Source organism: Odoribacter sp. Z80, from assembly GCF_009935865.1.
Classification (GTDB): domain Bacteria; phylum Bacteroidota; class Bacteroidia; order Bacteroidales; family Marinifilaceae; genus Odoribacter.
Genome location: NZ_QWEL01000013.1, coordinates 31,540 through 52,501, shown reverse-complemented (window position 1 = coordinate 52,501; position 20,962 = coordinate 31,540). Strand labels below are relative to the sequence as shown.

Genomic DNA, 20,962 nt, shown 5'->3' with positions numbered 1-20,962 from the left:
TTATTTCCAAATTAATGAATTTTCAGCTGGAAGTAAATCCGTTGAAAATACTTCCAGAGGGATAAACGGAGATTTATTAGCACCTATAATAGATGTTCCTCCAGATATATTAGTTATTATCACTGTTTTTTGCTTTGCAAAATCCCATCGGTATAATTTCATAACCTTAGCAAAATCAGTTTTACACAAAGAAGTTAAATCTAATTTATCGGTTTTTTGCAGTAATGCATAAATCCAATTATAGTTTGTTGTCGTTGTATTCGTATGTTTTATTTCAAAAGAATTCTGCGACAATACACCATATTGCATAAACTTAGTTTTATTCGTAGGTCTGATAATAACATATCCGTTATCAACAGTTAGTTGTGTTCCATCATCCGGAATTAACTTGTTGAGAGTTGCAAGATATTTGAACATCTTGGTACTCTGAGTTGGATAATCATATAAGTAGAAACTTAAAGTTGTACCACCATCTCCTAATCGTTGAGCAAGATCCTTGATTGTTGAGCATCCCATTGCAGCAAAATCAAAATAAATTGCCATATAATTATCGGAGCTTAAACCGCTATTTACATTTAAATCAAATAAATAATACCCAACCGTATCACTTGTAACTTTACTTTCCCATTCACGGGCTTGTATCGTTTTGATAGAAGTAGCATAATAAAATTTTAAAGTATCGCTCATATCAGGCTCACTCCAAATATGATCAGAAACGGTTGCCTCTTTTTTATATACCTGATCACCCGTAAACTTTGTAGTCAAGCAATACGGATCCCACTTCCGGCTCCAGATGGTATACTTATCAGCTCCATCCAGGTAAAGAGCGGCATTTACCAGGCTTCCGTCCACCGTATCGATTCGGATGCTCGGTGCTTCCGGATAGAGGTAAAGCGGCATCGTATCGGAAACCATACAGGTCTCAGCTTCTTTATTGGCAATCCTGATATAAACTGAATCATCCTGCTGGATAGAATTAACGGTACAAGAAGTCTGGTTGGCAGAAGGAGTCAGACTTGATGTATGTTCCGCTGTCCAGTCGATATTTACGGCCGCCATGGCAGACGTAAGGTTCCAGTTTGCCTGATTCAAACTCAGGGTTACATTATCGTTTTTCTCTACCATCATATAAGGCAAACCGGTAGTTTCTCCATCCGGAGTCCAGGCTGCAAACTCAGCACGCGGCTTAAAGTAAATCTTACCTGTCACATCTTTAGTAGCCTTACATCCGCCATTTTGCGGAGTAGCTTCAACATTCACCGTATAAGAAGCCGAAGCTGCATTCAATATTCCCTGATAAACCACCCGACAGGTGTCATTATTCGCAGAAGCCTGAACAGAACCGGATTTAATCGTCCAGCTATAAGCAGCACCCGCTCCCGCATCTGCAACCAGGATAACCTGACCGCAACTATCGATAACCTGCAGTTTTTGTAATTCTACTGCCGGATCAATCGTAAAGTCATCTTCATAAGTAGTAGAAATACAGTGGTCCGTACTCTTTGCCGTTACCTTCACATGGTAATTTGCCGTCAAACCGGTCGCCGGCCAGGTATAGGTATTGCCTGTTACAGACTGCACTGTTCCGTTCACCGTCCAGGTATAAGTCAAATTCACACTACTACCGATATTATTGGCAGTCAAAACCAAATCATTTCCGGCACAATGTGCTCCCGAACCGGCATCCACCACCAGATTCGGAATAACACCCGGGACAACTACAATATCAGCACGTCCTGCAGCCACCATACCGTTTACATTTACCAATACCGTATAGGAATAATCTCCCGATGTACTTACCGGACCAAATTTCACACTGGCAGAAGATACATCCGCTCCCAGATGAGTTGAAGGTTTCCAACTATAGGTCGGAGTACCGCCAATAGAAGACCATACCTCGGCACGCAAATCCAATTCATTGCCTTCACAAATGGTATCTCTCGGAGGAATTACTTTTACAAACAGTTCCGGATCAAAAGTTCCCGGATTCAAACCGTTCATCATATTTACCTGAACATCGTCATCAACTCCGATACAACCGTTTCCATCCACACCGCAAACGGTATATATCGTCTGTGCCGACAACAAAGTAGTATAGGGAGAAGGCAACGTATTCTCTCCGGAAGCCAGTTTATTTTCCGGATACCATTTCCAGGATTGAATATCAGCAGTGGTATTAGCTACCAACGCTGTTTTGGTTCCGGTCGGAATTCTCATATCCACACCTGCTATATCAGGAGCAATTCCTGATTTTTGCGTCAAAGTAACAAACGAAGATTCTCCGGTTCTGGTCGCATCACTTTTCAAAGATACTTTCACCTTATACTGGTCTGTCGTATTCGGATTTGCCACAACCAATTCCGGCCCCGTTGCTCCACTAATCCGGATTGTTCCCTTATACCATTCAAAATTCACATTGGAATTGGCCACTCCAGTCACTTCAGCCTGCAATATAGCAGCACCTCCCTGACAGAATCCACCGTTCAAGGCCTCCAATTTTACTGACAAAGCAGCACCGTCTACCGTAATAATAGAATCTATTTCCAAAGACTCACAACCATTTCCATCCCTGACTTTCACTTTGAAATAATAAGGCTGTGTAGCAACATCAGCCGTTCCATCGGCAGTACTGCTTACTTCCGTTAAATTACCCGCTGTAGTACCTTCATCGGTAAAATGAACCGAACTTGAGGTGCCGGCATGATTCCACGTATACGTATATTGTCCGGAAGTCACCGGATCCAGATAAGCCGTCACTTTTACCACATCTCCTGGTGCAGCCTGAGCCATTCCAGCATCCCTCCATGCCAATACCGGCTTCGGATGTACAATTATTCCGACCTCCGTAGCTCCGGTAGCCGGACATCCGGCAGAAGACAATGCAGATACTTTGATATTCTGGAATTCATCAGCACTGGCTGAAGGTTTATAAGTAACAGAATTTCCTTTTTGTTTTTCAACCCCTCCGACATACCACGTACAAGTACCTAAAGCAACTCCGTTCGTTGAAGATACTCTCAAGTCTTCCAGGGAACAAATATTATTTGTACCACTGCTGGTATTAAAGCCGGTAATCTGTAAAACCGGAGCCATAGCATTCTGCAAAGTTACCGTAATCTTATCGGTTGCTGCAACATTGGCATTATCAGTCACTTTCACGATAATATCAGCAGAAGAAGCCGTAACATTCGTGATAGTAAAGAGAGGATTTTTATTTGTAACAGCATCAAAACTACCGTCTGCAGCAGCTAAAGAGGTTCCCCACTTCCACGCACTGATAGCCCGGTCCTGAGGGGTTACCACTGCATTCATGGTCACTTCACTTCCCCGGCACAACAAAGCAATAGGGTCTATCTTCACCGCCAACTTATAATTATGGTCATCCGTCACCCTGACAGTCACCTGATCTGCCGCGCTGGTACATTGGTTAGCATCCGTAGCGTAAGCAGTATAAATCGTCTCGCTTGTCAAAGCCACCGTATACGGATTAGCCGTATTCTTACCGGAAGCCAGCATAGCTGCATCAGCCCAGGTCCAACTCGTCGGATTACCGCTGATCACCGTACCCAACAAATAAGTCTGCGTATTATAAGCAATCGTCATCGGATCGCCGGCATCAATCTGAGGTGCAGTCAAATCATTTCTGACTTTAATCAATACGGTATCGCGGCTGATCAGTCCGGTAGCATCCGTTACCCTTACCACCATCTTCGTATCTGTCGTATAACTTCCCGAAGCAATATAAGTATTGGTCGTCTCAGCTGGTCCGCCTTGTTTCGTATACAAAATCGAACTTTCGTTCCCGGCCTGATACCATTCAAATTTATAAGAAGGAGTACCTCCCGTTACCGTAGCGGTCATAACCGGAGCACCTTGCCGGCACAAATTTACTTCATCCGGTACTGTTACTTTCAAACCTCCGGAAATAGTGTTTTCTACTTTTTCTTCAATGGTCTTGCTACAACCATTAGCATCCGTAGCAGTTACCCTGAAGGTATATTCCGGAGCACTGGCCCCGACCAGTTTAAAATTATTCGGATTGATTGTGTTCCCGCTCAAAGCCACACCTTCGGCAGGAGAAGTCCAATTGAAAGTATAAGGCTGTGCTCCGTTAGAAGCTGTAACCCCGGCCTCTATGGTTGCTCCCAGCTTATAATTGGACGGATGGGTTGTAAAGGCCAGATCAAATCCGTTTACCTTCACCGCAACTCCCTTACCGGTAGTATCAGAAGCACAGGCAGCCGTTTTTCCCGATACCCAGACATAATAATCACCCCGGGTTCCCAATTTGATAGTATCTTTCGCAGCCGAAGCCATTCTCGTATAAATAGCCCCGGTTGTATTATCCCGGATATACCATACATAACCCCCCGTCAGAGCAGCAGCATTGCCTCCGGTAACAGTCAGGACATTTCCCTCGCATACCGCACCTCCACCGGAGATTCCCAAATTGGGATTAGGAGTCGTCACAATCTGAACTACAGTTTTAGCCACTCCGGTATGTCCGGCTCCGTCGGTCACCGTCAATATTTTATTCACCAAACGGGTCGAACCGGTTGCAAATAACGCATCATCCTGGAAAAAACAGGATGCGGATGTACTGGAACCGTATTCGTCACTGCTCCAGCTATAAGTATAGGCACCATCACCACCGCTCACTTCTGCTTTTAAGGTAACACTACCTCCCTGGCAGACAATCGGATTCTCCGGTTTTATTTTCACATTCAACGCATCATTGGAAATCCTTACCCATGTACTATCCATCAACCAGCAGGTGTACTGATCCTGAGCATACACATAAAATTTAACAGGAGCAGAAAGAGAGGCTGTGGTCGGATACTGGGAAGTAGCACCCGTAGCTATCATACCGGCAGGCTCAGACTCCCAGGACCAACTGGAAATAGGAGCAGAAGGATTCGGAGTCAGCAAAGTACTTCCTCCACTGGTTACCAAATAGGTATCCGGCATCGTAATGGTTGCAGCAGCCTGGTTGCGTCTGGAAATCGTCACCGACTTCGTCAGCATTCCCCGGTAAGTATATACCTTCACTGTATAATCTCCATCCTCCACGGCATTGAAGATGTTCTTTTTCTCTCCTTTAGAAACCACAATGGAATCTAATTTTACTCCATTTCTGTACCACACATAATCCGTCACGGTTGTAGAGCAAGCATTTGTCAACTCAGCCGTCAGGCGACAGATACCGTTAGGCAGACAAATCCGGTTATTATCCGAACCGCTCAATGCCAATGCCGGTACACAAGAGGTATTTTGGGTTAAATTCACTTCCTTGGTAGCCGTACAATAAGGAGAAGTCTTGCTTCTCACTTTCAGGACAAGCCGGTAATTCGCTTCCGTAGCTCCGTAAATATTGTAAGTCGGGCCCGTCGCTAAAATTGTTCCCGAAGCATTCTCCCAGGAATAATCATATTTTGACGCATCCACATTTTTAGCCGTCAGGTTGATATTATCTCCCAGATAATACCTGTTATCAGTACTGGCTACAGAACTATTTCCCACTTTCACCGTTGCGTCAGCCAACGGTTGGGGATGAATGGACAAGTTCAGTTCGCCGCTTGCCGGACAAGCGGTTGCCGACTGCGCCTCTACCTTATAAGTAACCGATGTCACTGAAGACACAACAGGCAGCGTCGGAGTATAACTCCGGGTCGTTGCCCCGTTAATCAAAGTTCCGTTCAGATACCATTTATAATTGGTCAATCCGGCCGTTGCATTCAAAGTAATATTATCGCCTGTACACACTCCCCCGCTCACATCCGGCGTAGAAGTCACTGCCAAAGCGGGAGCAGCATTCACCGTAACAGACTCGCATTTCTCGTCACTGGTTTTATCTCCTTTCGTTGCCGTTGCACAAATCGAATACGTTCCGGCCGTATGATCTTTCCATTTAAAACTAACACTCTTTCCATTAGGTGTCATCGTTCCATCCACCACCGTCGAAGTCACATTCATCGTTCCCTGCTTCACCACCCAATTCAGCGTAACCCCATCTTCCACATCCGCCGTATAAGTAGCCGACGCTCCTTCACATGCCGCTAAATCTCCGGTAATACTGTTGATAACAGGAGCTGCTCCACCTTCACCAAACTCAATATCCAGAGAAGGACCAGTTTGACAAATACCAAACGGTACTTGAGTTTTATAATCGTATGCTTTTGACGGATAAGTTCCATCACCTTCATAACCACTTATAGTTGGTATACGCAATTTAACGCCTGTTTTCCCTCCTGTTACACCAGCCTTCAGTCTCCAACGAAACTTACCTACATACAAGTATTCTGAAGTTGATAAAGCAAAAGACCCCCCGTCACCAGTATCACTATATCCCAATACCCCTATAATCAAATTAGGTAAAGGCTTTGCTATCACAGTTTCGTTTCCAGAAACATAAGCGTCACGCCATGTCAAATCATCATCCTCATTATAATTATAATCAAGACATTCTATTGGAGATATTTCAGCCACAACATTTCCAAATACCTCTTGATTAAAATCTAAATAAATATCCAATGCACCTAAATACTTATTTCTCGCACTAACTTTAGAACCACTTTCTGTATACCAAGTTCCTAACGCTTTTAAATTTATAGTAAAATACAAATAAAAATATCCATCAGTTTCTTTCTTAACGCTTACATCCGAAAAATTAATCTCTACGTAATTATCTCCTTCCTGAGCAGCAGCAACATGAGAAGCAAAATTATTTGAGAAATCACAATCTGAAATTCCTAAGTTTTGCCCAAAACCTAAAAAATAACAAATAGTAAAAAATATTAGTATGATAAGTCTTCGTTGCATAACTTAATTTATTCCTAATTTTATTTTCTACAACCAACATCAAACATTCCTGTCGCACTTGGTGAATTTTTCAATAATAGCCTTCTATCCACAGCGCCTACAATACCATCAAAATCCAAATCAAAAACAACATAACCTGCTTGGGAAACTGCTGCTATCAACTTGGATTTATCCCCACCACCAACCATATTATCTTGATTTACATCTCCAACATAAAGACCATATATACCGGTTCCCAATAACTTAACAGCACCTCCCGCAACATTTGCAATATCTGAAAGATCTATTATTGTCGGAGTCGTTTTTAAAGCTGATATGTTATAAGCACATTTACTTCTCGTTATAATATGATTACGATGCTCTATAACAACATAATAATAATCCGAAGGTTTCAAGTTTTTAAATTTCACATAAGGATTCCCTAATGAATCACATATAGAACCATCTTCCAGAAGAAATACAGAAGATTTTCCAACAACTTCAGTCACATCATTTTCTTGTCTCAAGGATACCTGAATCCAATCTACAATTGCCTTTCCGGCAGGAAAATTCGCCAGAACAATTGTATTATCATAAGGAGAAACATGAGGCAAAAGATCATTATCCGAATAATAAGTCTTCATATTACCTGTAGAACTCCGGTAAGCCCCTTCCAGAAATACTTTCAGTGCAACATAATACCAGTCGCTGATATGTATGATTTGATTAACCTCCATCGTACAAGTTCCGGTCGGGGTACTGATATCGTATTTATATACAAGCGTATCGGCACAACCGAGAGGATTGGTACAAGAAACAGAAGAGGCCTGGTAATATTTAGGATTGGTAGATAATTCCAACAAACTTCCCAAAGCGGATTTCAATTCATAACCGGAATAAACGTAATCAGTATTCAGTTCCATCTTTTCGCCGCTGGAAACCGTCGTATCCGCCAAAGAGTTTTTAATATTGACATCTCCCTCAATATCCCGGATATGCACTGTATCATAAAGCACATAAGGCGCCCCGTTATCACATCCTTTGGCTGTGGAAATAGAGGTCACCCATACATTTACATTCGACACGGAATCCGGCAAATTCACCGTTCCCCGGAACAGACATTTGCCGTTAGGCGCTTTTACAGCAGCCTCAACTGCCCAGGATGTCAGATTCACACTTCCCAGTTTCCGGTTAGCCAATGCATCCTGAGTCATATAGTTAATGACCATCTCATTCCCGATAAACTCGGCATCCTCTCCGCAATCCGGTCCGAAAAAGAAGAAAGAAACATAAGATACTCCCGTAGGACATTTCAATATGGTATCTGTCCGGTTGTTTGCCCCTATAGGATTTCCGGTCACTACATCCGCCCGGTTATTGGGATCTGAAGCAGCAAACCATCCAAAAATACTATCCCGGACAATGACCTGCGTCTCACCCTCTAATGACTTCCGGTCGCCCACGCTCAGCGAGGGATCGGACAAGACACACTGGAAATACATGCTATCCAACCATTGGGGCGCATTCAATATCATCAGGGTATCTACCCGGCTATCCTTAGCCACATTCATGGAAGAAACTTCATAACTCAAGGTGCCATCGGGGGTTATCACGCTTCCCGTATAATGCACCTGGCTGGTACCTACCTTAGTGCCTGTAATATTGGAAGTAAACTTCACAGGATTCGTAAAGTTTTTATCTTTCGACATCAGCCAGGAAATGGATAATTCTTCTCCGGCTGAAAAGCCCTTGGCCCAGATTTTAGTCCTATCGCCTTCACACACATATACCTTTTTGGCATAATCTTCAAGCACGATAGCCGGATCAGGATTTTGCAGGATATCTCCTTTAAAAGCAATTTCCAGAGGTTCTCCGATATTGGAAAATCCTCCGGTAGCCACCGTATCCCACCGGAATCCCGGGTTGCGGTCCACATAATTCAACGGCATTTGTATCTGACACAATTCCACCGGTGTATTATAAGGTATCTCGATATACTTAGGCGCCATAGCCGCCGTATTTTTTGCCAGTTTCACCTGAAAACGTCCGGCATAATAATCTACCCGTTCAAAACGAAGAAAATCCTGGGAATGATCTATGTTCGGATGTTTTCGGGACACCGTCGGGAAAACGTCCTTATTGAAAACCATATCATTCATCCAGAAATACAAATCGACATCTCCCATTAAAGTATCCTGTAAACCACCTGCACCTCTCCAATCATCAACATGTCGGTAAAACATAATGGAATAAACGAGATTGTTTCCCACAATCTTGGCACTGTCAATTTTAAATGTGATAGAGTCTGTATATACTACATTAGCCTTTGCTTCCCGATGGGGAGCAAAGGAAATAAAAGCAGTAAAAAACAGGCTAATTATCAAATACTTAGCAGCAGTTTTCATCATAACTCATACATTATGCGGTATAAAATTAATACTTTTTTAGCAAAAAAAATCCTTTTATTTGATATTTTATTCATTTTTTATCAATATTCTTCAATTTCGGAATACCTGTCACGATTCAGGAACAAAATCCAGGCATCCTCATACCCCGCCGGACTTCCTGCCACAGGAGGCACGGTTACCTGACCGTCAAACGTAACATCCCAAATATGATACCCCGGTACCATCGTCATCAAGTTTACAAAGAAAGCCTTCGTGGAATTGGACAGACTAACCAGTTTATCGGTCTTATTGATTTGCTGGTAGGACGGAGCCATCACCCACAACGTTTGTCCGTTTACTGTCCAGAAATCCCAGACATGGTCCGACAACACGCCACCCCGGACATAGTAATTATTCGCACTTAGTCCGAAATCAATCGGCGTACCGATACCTGTCGTACTAAACAACGAGGGTTGATTGGTCATAACCGGTAAATGATTCCGGTGGAATACGGCAACATAGAATTTCTCTCCGACTACTCCGGTACCTTTCAACTCAATATTATTATTAAAATTACGATTCACAACCGAACCATCATTCAACAACAAACAAGTATCACGGTCAACAACCGACCAGCTGGAAGTGGTTACATCCAATTTCCGGGCTTCCACAAAAATCCAGTCTACAATCTGAGACTTCCGGATTGTAAAATTCGTCGCAAAAGCCGGGAAGCGGACAGCATCGGCATATTGCGGGAAATCCGGAAGATATGCTAAATTGGAAGACATGGTCGGCATATGATAGTATGCCGGTGTGGTTCCGGCCAGATTGGCCAAAGCACCACCCAAATACAGATGCCGGATCTTAATATATCCCGAAGGAGCATACTTAACAGTCCTCATCACAGCACCCCCCATAGGAGCACAGCCGTTCACCTCATTGCAAACGAAATGGAAGACCCCTTCCTTCTTCAACATCAAAGTGGTATCATGTGCATAAACCGTATAGGTATCTACACTATCAGCCGCAGCAGAAGAAGCGTCTTCCCGGTAAGCAAGGTTCAATACCCAAGGCGTGAAACCATTCATCGTTACCTTAACCCTCACACTATCATCGGTATTCAGACTATACAAAGAGGTATAAGCATCCCACATGCCGTTATTATAAGAAGGATGCATACCTTCAACCGTCACTGTCGGCAACTTGTGTACACGAACCAAAGCTTCATTTTGAAGTGCCGGATTCATGTGGCAACCATGGCCGTCCACCACATCCACAGCTACATAGCGGCTGATGGAATCCGAACAATTCGAGTTCATGCTATAAGTTACCCATTGCGGATTAGTCAAAGGCGTATGATCAGCCAATGTATACATTTGACTACCGGAAGTAGTCGTATGGTCATCCAGCAAGCGTTCCGTCCTTATCAAAAGGCTATCGAAAGGCACGGCTCCGCGCATGCTGGCATACAATTTCAGACCGGCACCGCAACACAAAGTCGTATCCGACGGAGTTATCACGGCATAAGGCAATGAATCGACAGTCAGCGTCAAGGCCGTATTGGTGGCTTCATCACAAACACCGCCCAAAGAATAGCGGATTTCATAAGTTCCCGGACCGTCACTCTTCAGGATATGAGCATACGCCCACGTCCGGTCAAAAGTTTCTACCGGATCAGTCTTTCCGGGGGCCAGCTTGGAAATATGGAAAATACCATTGGCCGGTGTCGGATTCAACAGAGCTCTCAGGTCTACATCAAGTTCACACTCTCCGATATTTTGCGACCAACCACCCCAATTGACACTCAGCTTGGCCGTCGATTTCACGTTAATCTTCTGGTCTGCCTCTACCGGGATGATACATCCTTCTGCAATCTTATTATTTGCTCTATCCGTTACAACTACAGTTAATTCCACATTATCAGCAACAGTCATATCAAAATAATACCCTTTCATCGCTTCCGAAGTCGACAAATTAAATGGATTAGTGTCAAACCACTTATTATAAATGGCCGGCTCAGTCATGGTATTATCTTGATAATATACCGCTACCCTATACGGTCCGGTCCCCTCCGTAATTTTAATATACATCGGTACTTTATCACCCGCACAAATCATCGTATCCCGGCCTCCGGAGGCAAGACCGAAATGTACTACACCTCTGGGCACATCGTATATGTTAAATTCCTTCATCACCTTATCCTTGTAATCACAGATACCGTCATACAAATCGGTAACTGCATAACTACCGGAAAGTAAACCATCCACGGTATCTTTTATATATCCGGCATCCACACTATAACTTGTCGGATTCAGATCATTCCTCTGCAGTTTGTAACTCCAGGCTCCGCCATCCCCGTTCAACAATTCCACTTCCACTCTGGCCGTCGAATCACAACACAACCAGGTTTCAGGAGGAGTGACATTGATCTCCCGGGGAGCAACAATTGACAATGTTACAGGAGTAGATAACGCTTCCCCACAATTATTCCTAACCACACACTGCAATTGAGCACCGTCATATTTAACATCTGTCAGCAATGATAACTGATCGGTAGCCTCCCAGTCATATCCCATTCCTCTGCGTACAGTATCCACCGAACCATCCGGATAGGTTATAAACCATCGGAATTGCAAATCACTACCCGTAGCCGTGAGCTTCGGAGAATAATAACTACCCTCACACATCTTTCCTCTGGCAGGAGTCAGGTCTTCGGTAATGACTACCGGAGTATTCACTCTAACCCAGCAGGCATTGGATACCAGACGTCCGCAACTGGTATTCGCCGTACAAGTATACAAACCAGAATGTTCCTTATCATACGGAATAGTATAAGAAAAATCTGAAGAACCCATTGCAACCGTATCTACACGTGCCGTAGAAGCAGGCGTAAAGGTCCATACATAATCAGAGACCAGTGTTCCGCTGATTTCCACTGTCACGGTCGTATCTGCCCGTTCACCTTCACAACCCGAGATCTCATCCGGCAGGTTCTTCACAAAAGCCACATTAGTAGCAATATTAACTTCCACATCCTGATGATTCAGAGTCGTATAATAATCTGCAGGACAGGAATTATAATAGTAAACCCTATAAGTTACATGCCCTGCTTCTTTCGGGAAGGGTGCATTGAAATCACTCCCCGAACCAATGTATTGTTCCCCGGAGCCTGAAATAATCTGATACCAGTCAAAAGTAACTCCGTCCATCGGAGAAGTACGAATAGACAAAGGTATATCGTGAGGCTGGCACAAATATTTATCTTCCGTATGCCATACATAATTGATGAGCGTGTCGACCTTTACCTTGGACACTGGTATCAAATCCTGTTTCCCGCAACCGTTATTGGACAATTGCACAGCGTAAACACCCTCATGAGAAGTATACATCGGTATTCTGGAGAAATTATACTTCGTTGCCTTGGGGATAATCTGACCATTCAGATACCATTGCACTTTATACCCTTCCGGCAACTGATCGCTTAAATTCAACGTCAGAGGAGAACCCGCACAAACAGTGTCATATCGTTGTACGATATTGGCATTTCCGATATTCCGCAGAACCGTAACTTTAATGGTATCATACAAAATATTACAAGCATTCTTCGACAAACTTCCACCCACACAAACATATTCTCCCGCCATATCCATGGTCACACTATCAAATTCCAGAAAACTGTTCCGGCTGAGGATAGAATCCTGACCCACTTTATACCAGGCATAATCGTATACATCCGTCATTTGGCTGTACAGAATAGCCCGTTCGCTTTCACAAAGACTCTGAGCTCCGACAGGGGTCATGTTCCCTTCCGGACGGACATTCACCTGAATATAAGGTGAAGTAGGTTTCATCTCACACGCATTGGCAATCTCACAATAATAAGAACCAGAGTTAGTTGCCGGCAGAGAACTCAGGTATAAATCCGGCTCATTCCCCACAATCTGAATTCCGTTATTATTAGACATCTTCCATACATACTTCAGACCACATCCGGCAGCTCTCGCTTTTAACAGCAAATCGCCACCTTCACAGAACTCATAATAAGGTTGTGTAACAGCCGTCAGGTCTACTTCCCCGTCCGCATACACCTTCACTTCCCCTTTCATCCATTTGGTACAACCACTCATCTGACTCCTGGCCAATATCCGGTAAGTCGTATAGCGGTCTATACCGTCTTTAGAACAAGCTGTATCTGCCAAAAGTTCTGTCCATGTCAGATTTTCTCCGTCATAAGTAGCCACTTTTCTCAAATCCGTAAAGGTAGTCGCCAGGTTTTCTTCTCCCTTGTACAATTCATAATCCACTCCCAACTGGGCATTCTCCAAAGTAATGGAAACTCCCGTTCCACCGACACAATAATGCAACTCATGTTCTGTGAAATCACAATAACGAATCGTATCTATATCATTCAATACCAACGTATCATCAGGTGCGAATTTCATCAACGTAGAACAATGAGGACGGTCATACTGAGTCGCTACAACAAAGTATTTACCCACATCGCAAACCCGGTAGGGGAACCACAAAGTATCCCGGTCTCCATATCCAAGGATATAGTTTTCATCATGCTGTACCGGTCCCTCATCCGTCACCCTCATCAGGGCATATTCCACCCTCGGTTCATCGCCGGCCACACCGATACTCATACACTCTTCCTCACAAATAGCCGAAGAAGTAGCCAAAAGCTCAAACTGCTTCGGCGGGTCTACTTTATACACCTTGAAAGGATGGCTGAAACGACATCCTCCACGGGTCGTAATAGTCAATACATAATGATCACCGGCCGGACATTTTGTCTTGAAGTCCAGGGTATCACCCCAGTAATGTACGGTATCTGATTCCAGAATTTTACCATACATTCCGGCATCTCTCAAATCAGCCTTGCACAATACCGGCGCTTCGAAAATCTCAATCTTAGCCCCGCCTTCCTCATCACGGCAATAGTAATATTCATCATACAATTTTAAATCCGGAATCTGATCCGCATACACAATGACGCTATCATCCATGATTTGCTCACAACTTCCCAACACTCCCTTGATTTTGTATTTTCCGGATTCTTTCACCGGAAATTCAAGGAAGCCTCCCTCTGAGCGGTGCTGCCATTCTCCGTATAAATTATCATCACCATCACGGCAAAGGATATAATCTACTGTAGGTTCAGAACCAGCCAATTTTATTTTCTCCATATTTCCGTCACAGAGATAAATTTCCTGTTTCCCGTCCAGAGCTGAAGAAACATGGAAAACTTTCGGAGCATCGCCAATTGCAAAAGTACTCAACATCGTATCACGGCAGATCGCAGTAAACTTCCCATTAGCTGACGGCTCTACATTTTCCACAATAACATAATAACGTCCGGCTTCTGTCTGAGAAGCAAATCCCAGATTGGCCAGGTTATCCCACAAGATCGTATCCAACGGTGTCTCCAATCCTTCCCTCATCAAATAATAATTGTAACCATCATTACTTTTCAGGCTGATATCCAGAGTCCCTTCATTCTGACATACACTCTGTCCGTTCAGTAACCCCGGCTGTGGCATTACCTTAAATACCATTTCTACTGTAAGAACCGTCTCACAATCACCGGAAGAAATATGCAACTGATATTCCTTATATCCCCGGAATATACCCAAACTTTGTTTATTGATATTTTCCGATGTAGCCACAAATTGCCTCAACGTATCGCGGTAATACATGGATTTCACTCCAATAAACGTACACTCCATCCCCTCTTTTATATTCGAAGCAAAGAATTCCATATCCTGATTCTCACAGGACGACATCTGAACAATGCTCATAAAATTAGAAGTAGCTGAATGACCTTCCACCTCCAATACACCGGAAGGTTTCTCACCCAGAGAAATCCGGATCGTATCCAATGCCACATCTCCACAGATATCCTTACCGTATAATACATACTCAGAAGGAATCCACTGGAAAGGATTCAGCCAGTGCGGACGGAAAAGATTAGTCGTCGTTCCCATCGAACTCCACCGCAGGGTTGCCCCATTTCCATCCTTAGTCTCACTGACCAACGGATTATAAGGGTCAGTAATATCTTTAATATAATAAGACCATCCCTTCTTGCTGCATGGATATACCAATTCCGTAGCATCCATCATACCACAAAGCGGATCAGTCTGCTCCAGGCTACATTTACCCAGTTCGTTGACAATCAGGTCACCATTCATCTTTTCGCTACATCCCGTCAAGGTGTCTATTCCTATCACCTGATAAACTCCGGTAATATTATGTTCGCCGAATTCCAGTTTCGCTCCCGTTCCCATCAAAGAATCCAGAAGCAACGTATCCCGATAGAGATAATATTCCACATTCTCCTGACTGGATTCCAGATAAAGCACTTTATTCTTCTCACAACTCATCTTAAAGGAGAAAGCATAGGGTGCTTCCTGGGCAATCACTTTGAAAGAAGTTTCAGCAAAACAGGAAGACTCATCATTTTTCGCCATGATAGAATAATTACCATCCGTTACGTTGGTAAAAGTTCCGGCTCCGGGACCCGTAATGGTCTGCTCCAATACACCGTCATGCCATAAATAATAGGTCACATCCGGTTCCAGTGTCGTATACTTCAGTTCCGTGCCTGCACTGGTTTTATCCATACCGTAAGCATAACAATACTTCACATCAGGCTGATCCAGTGCCTCAGGATTACGGTTAAAAGTAAAATAATCTATCAAAGTGGAACATCCGCCAAATTCTCCCTTCACCTGATAGGTTCCGTAAGAACGCCCGGACATATCAAAAGACTGGGAACCGCCGTTTCCGACAAACATTTCAGTCCGTTCCCCGGTCGGTGATTCCAAATAATAAGTGATTCCACTTTCCGAATTCGGAATCGTCAACACCGCATTCATCCCCTCACACGCCCCTGCTCCGTTATTGACAATCACATCCACCAATTGGGCCGAAGGAACTTTTTCTATAATCATCGGCAGAGTATCCGAACAAACTCCATTGAATCCTTTACGGGTATATACAATCTTATAATCCCCTGCCATCAACGGTTTCTGGAAATAATCCCGGGGAGCATCTATCGTTTCAAAATTGATGTTGCGGTTGGATAAAATAGAATAAGACATCCCGGCCGTCGGTTGTTGCAACTGGACAGTCATTAATTCTCCGTCGCAATAACTATTAGACACCAAGGCATCATGAGCAGGAGGAGTAATAAACTCTATCAATTCTGACAACGATTCACAACCATGGTCGCTAATCTTACCAACAGCCCTGACACGGTAGATTCCGGCATCTCTTACCGGCATAGTTACCCGGAATTCGATAGGCCCGCCTGCAGAATTATTTTCGCGGTCGTATTCCACAAAATTCTCCCCGTTATCATTACTATACTCCAGAATGTAATTGGCACCGACAACAGTAGGAGCTTCCACCCGGATCAACTCGGTTACGTTAGGTTGTACACATCTTACACCCGGATTTTTTACCACCGGCAAATCGGGACGGTCCTGCAAATTCAGGAATACGGTATCTTTAATAACGACACCGTCATTCATAGCCGTAAAAATAATATTCCCGCTTCGTTCCGGTTTAAATATCCACCAATGGGTACTTGGGCCGGTATAACCTTCTCCCCACCATTGCATAACGGTATTATCATCATCACCTCCGGCAGTATAACCATACAACCGGGCTTCTTCACCCTTACATACATACAGGGTATCAATCCGGTTTTCATCAGCATCCTGAACATAAGCGGTAAAAGGACGGCGCAATACATCAATCCAAATGCTATCCCGGACTTCCTGGCCCATACTGGTCACCTGCAAATAAAGCCATCCGGATTCCAAAGCCGTAAATTTTACGGTATCTCCCAACTTACCGGTCCAGCTTGCAGCGTTATCCTCCGGACAATAGAATGACCATTTCTTCACATAATTATAATCTCCTCCCCTGGCATCCGAACAGAAAAACAACTCATCTTTCCGGTAAACAGCCGTATCTTGCGCTTCATTGCTGGAACAGCAATAGTACAAATCATAATATTTCACATAACTTCCCCTGTACTCTATATACTCCGTCCGCTGATAAGTACAGTTTTCATGCTTATGGGCATGATATAAACGGACGCAATTGTTTTCATTACAACGAGATGAACAGTAATGGGGATAGCTATGCTGGGCATAACAAGGACAGAACGGATAAGCATAGTGCTTGTGCACCTCGGAAGAAATAATTTCTGCCCGTAATTTACCTCCCAGTACCCTCACTGCCACTTGGTCTGAATGGGTACATCCGGCCCCGTCCGTTACCGTTACCGTATAAATACGGTCCTCATTCACCGGTGTGGTCAGGCGATTGCGGAACGGATTGGTCGTATCATTCTGATAAAAATGCTCCTCTTTATCGGTACCGACTCCGTCCTTACAATAATACAGGTCATACCAAGGACCTCGTTTCCCATATCCGTAATTCGTATAAGTCTGGTATTCCGTTCCCACATAAGTACATCCGTTCTTGGTCGGATTATAATTGTGATAAAGGTAAGGACAATTGGTCATATTACACTGCGGACCATGCACATACTGATGAACCCAGGTATCTCCGTAGCTGGTATGATAAGCCGCACAAGGGCAGAAAGGCCAATGGTAATGCTTATAATACTGTACATTCGGCAGCGTCACCAGTCCCGTTTGCTGCAATTGCTTTTCATCATGCCATTGCACATCCAACGGTTCTACATAAGCTCCCGTAATATCTGCATGTAACCAGGTAGTCAACCCTTTCCCATCCAGAAAAATATCCGCAGGATTCATGGAAACCTGGTAATTGCTGGCCAGCATAGTATATTCTGCTTCGGAAGTCGTGGCACACATGCCCGTGGCATCCACAGCTTTTACATAATAAGTAGCACGCTGTGCCGGAACAATCACATCTTTAGGGGTTCCGGTTCCATCCACCACATCTATCAACTTAGCAGGTTCTTTCCGGTACACATAATAAGTTATTCCCAATTGGGTAGTATCCAATGTCAAGGTCTTATGGTCAGTCTCCGTATCTTCATCCGCACAAAGGCTACCGCTACCGGAAAGAGTGATATAGTCCGGAGCTTTCACATTATGAATTCTCACTTCATTGGTTGTTCCCTTACAGCCTTCCCGGGTTTCCACTTCCACATAATAAGTACCCTCATCAATCAGCGACCAGCCAATCGGAGAAGTACGGTCCGGCTGATGGTCCGGATCAGGCGCTCCGTTTTTATACAAAGTATATGTTGCTCCCTTGAGAAAGCGATCCACCTCAAGCTGGGCCTTCTCTTCATAAGGCTGACCGTTTACTTCCCGGTTACAATTCACGGTATCTCCGTTTACTGCGTACAGTTTATGTAAAGAGGGCGGAGCAATCACTTCAATGGAATCCTCCAAAGTCAGAATGGATTGACACCCGTTGCCCAGATAACGCTCAGCAACAATACGATAGGCACCGGCACCCATATTGGAATATACTTTTGGCTCACCTTCCACTGGTGAATTCATGGAGGCCAGCGGAAAATCATACTTTCCTCCGATAAAACGCTGGTCCGGCAAATCCGTCCATCCATTTCCCGTATTATATTGCAACTGATAAATCACATCTTTCTCCCACTTCGCCAACACCAGTTTTGCTCCTCCGCTACCCAAACAATAATAAGAAGCAATGAAGAAATTCGCCTTATTGGGAGCAGGTTTTTCATCCACCACAGGGCGACCGTCCATCTCCTGTATACATTCAGTCTTCGGATTCCGGGCTATCACATAATAAGTACCTCCAGGCTGATTCTCAAAGACAATGGAGTCACCGGTTCCCCGGAACGTTTCCACCGCCGTCTCATACTCCCGGTAAAGGGTATACACCTTAGAGGTATCCGATCCTTTCAAGACCAGACGGCTCACAGGGTCGGTCCCTTCACAATATTCCCCTTCACCGACAAAATCAAAATGCTCAAATTGTTCCACATTCAAGAAACCGCTGTCAATGGCGGAGCCACAAGCATTGTAAGCAAAGACAGAATATTTATTTTTTTCGACAATATCGTTTCCTTTGATTGTAACAAAATTCGTATCCGTATCATAAGTATGCTCATTCACAATCCATTTGTAATGAATAGGAGCAGAGCCATTCACGGAAAGAGACAATTTCTGCTCTATACCAGGACACAAAGTCATCTTGTAATCTTCCAAACGGCTTTGGAAAGACACTGGCATACCTAACTCCAACAAATTCACCCATTTACTATCGGTAGGTCCGCATTCATTATAAGCCCTTACCTGATACAATCCCACATCTGCATGGCTGATATGGTGCAAATACAACTCCGTATCATCAGTATGCTCGTAATGTCCGTTATCATAGACCAACTTACCGTTATACATCCACCTGACACTGTCCACTGCCGGCTCTATATCCATAGCTACCCTAAAACGTGTCAACGTATCTCCCAGACAAGCATTCCTCAACAAATAAGGGTCCCTTAAAAAGCGGGGCCGCAACTGCAGGTTCACTTTAATCGGCTTGCTCTTTACGGAACTCATACAGGAATTGTAAGCAACACATACATAAGTCGCTTCATCCTCTACAGTCACATTTTTCAATACCAGAACATTGGTATCAGCTCCATCTATACGCACACCATCCTTCTGCCAGTAATAACGGGTAGCACTACCGGAAGCCTTACACCATAATTTAATATCACTTCCCTCACAAATGGTCGTATCCTGGGGGAATTGATATACTTCGGCAGCAGGCGTCAAGAAACTGGGGCGTCCCTCCACACTCAGAAAAACATTGGCACTGAGTACCTCCCCGCACTTATTTTCAACCTTCCAGCGATAATACCCCTCCATACTCTTATTAACGGAATAATAACTTTTCGAAGGAGAAGCCAGATAAGAATTCGACTGCACCCACCACTCATCCTGTAAATCGTCATAAACAATGGATTGAAGTATAATCGTATTCGCCTCCCCTTTAATAATAGCCGACAACTTTAATTGTTCTCCGACACAGGTTGCGATAACATTGTCTACGGTATTTTGCCAAATAACTTCCGGTTTCCGGATAATCGGCAGAATCACGGAATCGGACACGGAACCGCACCCATTGGCAGCCGTCACCACATATAATCCCTCAGCATCCAGGGCGGCTCCCGACACATTCACAGTCAGGTTAGCCGTCGTATCAGGCAATAATGTACGTACACCCGAAATAGTATCAATTTTCGCCCAGGTGTAGCGATGATCATTTTCCGCAGACGATATACTGGTAATCAGGTCTATGCTCTGGAATTGATTGGCACAGATATATTCCATGGCCTCCGAATTGGAAATCCGCGAATCTACTTTCGGAACAGTATTGAGTTTTATCACAAAAATCTCGCTGGTATCAGAATCACAACTGTTTTTTACCAGACAGCGATACAATCCGTCATCCTGTTCCTTTTCCGGATTAACAATCTGCAATACAGGAGTCCCTAACCCGACATAACGGTTATCAGCCTGCAAATCCACATAGAAATTATCCTGAAATTTCTGCCAGAAATACTGCAAATTCGAACCCGTTGCATAAATAGCCATGGTAATGGTATCTCCCACACAGATAATCTCGGTCTCACTCAAAGTGGTTACCTTAGGAGGAACACACGACATAGTAGCTCCGTCACCTTTACCGCCGGTATATAACTGTCCCTGCACCGTATGCAGAGAGAATAATACTACCATCAATAAGAATATGCGTTTCATCGCTTATATTTTTAATTC

At 44.0% G+C, this 20,962-nt stretch carries 3 protein-coding genes; all 3 read right to left on the bottom strand.

Annotated elements, in window-relative coordinates; genetic code table 11:
- Positions 1–6,486, bottom strand: coding sequence for a hypothetical protein (locus D1136_RS09325; RefSeq protein ID WP_161877371.1), 6,486 nt, complete (start codon positions 6,484–6,486; stop codon positions 1–3).
- Between the two features lie 353 nt (positions 6,487–6,839).
- A complete protein-coding gene (locus D1136_RS09320; RefSeq protein ID WP_161877370.1) occupies positions 6,840–9,206 on the bottom strand; it encodes a hypothetical protein in 2,367 nt (788 codons plus the stop codon).
- A gap of 80 nt (positions 9,207–9,286) precedes the next feature.
- Positions 9,287–20,944: an immunoglobulin domain-containing protein gene (locus tag D1136_RS09315; RefSeq protein WP_161877369.1), complete on the bottom strand. Its 11,658-nt coding sequence runs from the start codon at positions 20,942–20,944 to the stop codon at positions 9,287–9,289.
- Positions 20,945–20,962: the final 18 nt, after the last annotated feature.

Excerpts from the sequence above, each read along its gene's own strand:
- D1136_RS09315 (WP_161877369.1), bottom strand. The coding sequence starts at position 20,944 with ATGAAACGCATATTCTTATTGATGGTAGTATTATTCTCTCTGCATACG.
- D1136_RS09320 (WP_161877370.1), bottom strand. The coding sequence starts at position 9,206 with ATGATGAAAACTGCTGCTAAGTATTTGATAATTAGCCTGTTTTTTACT.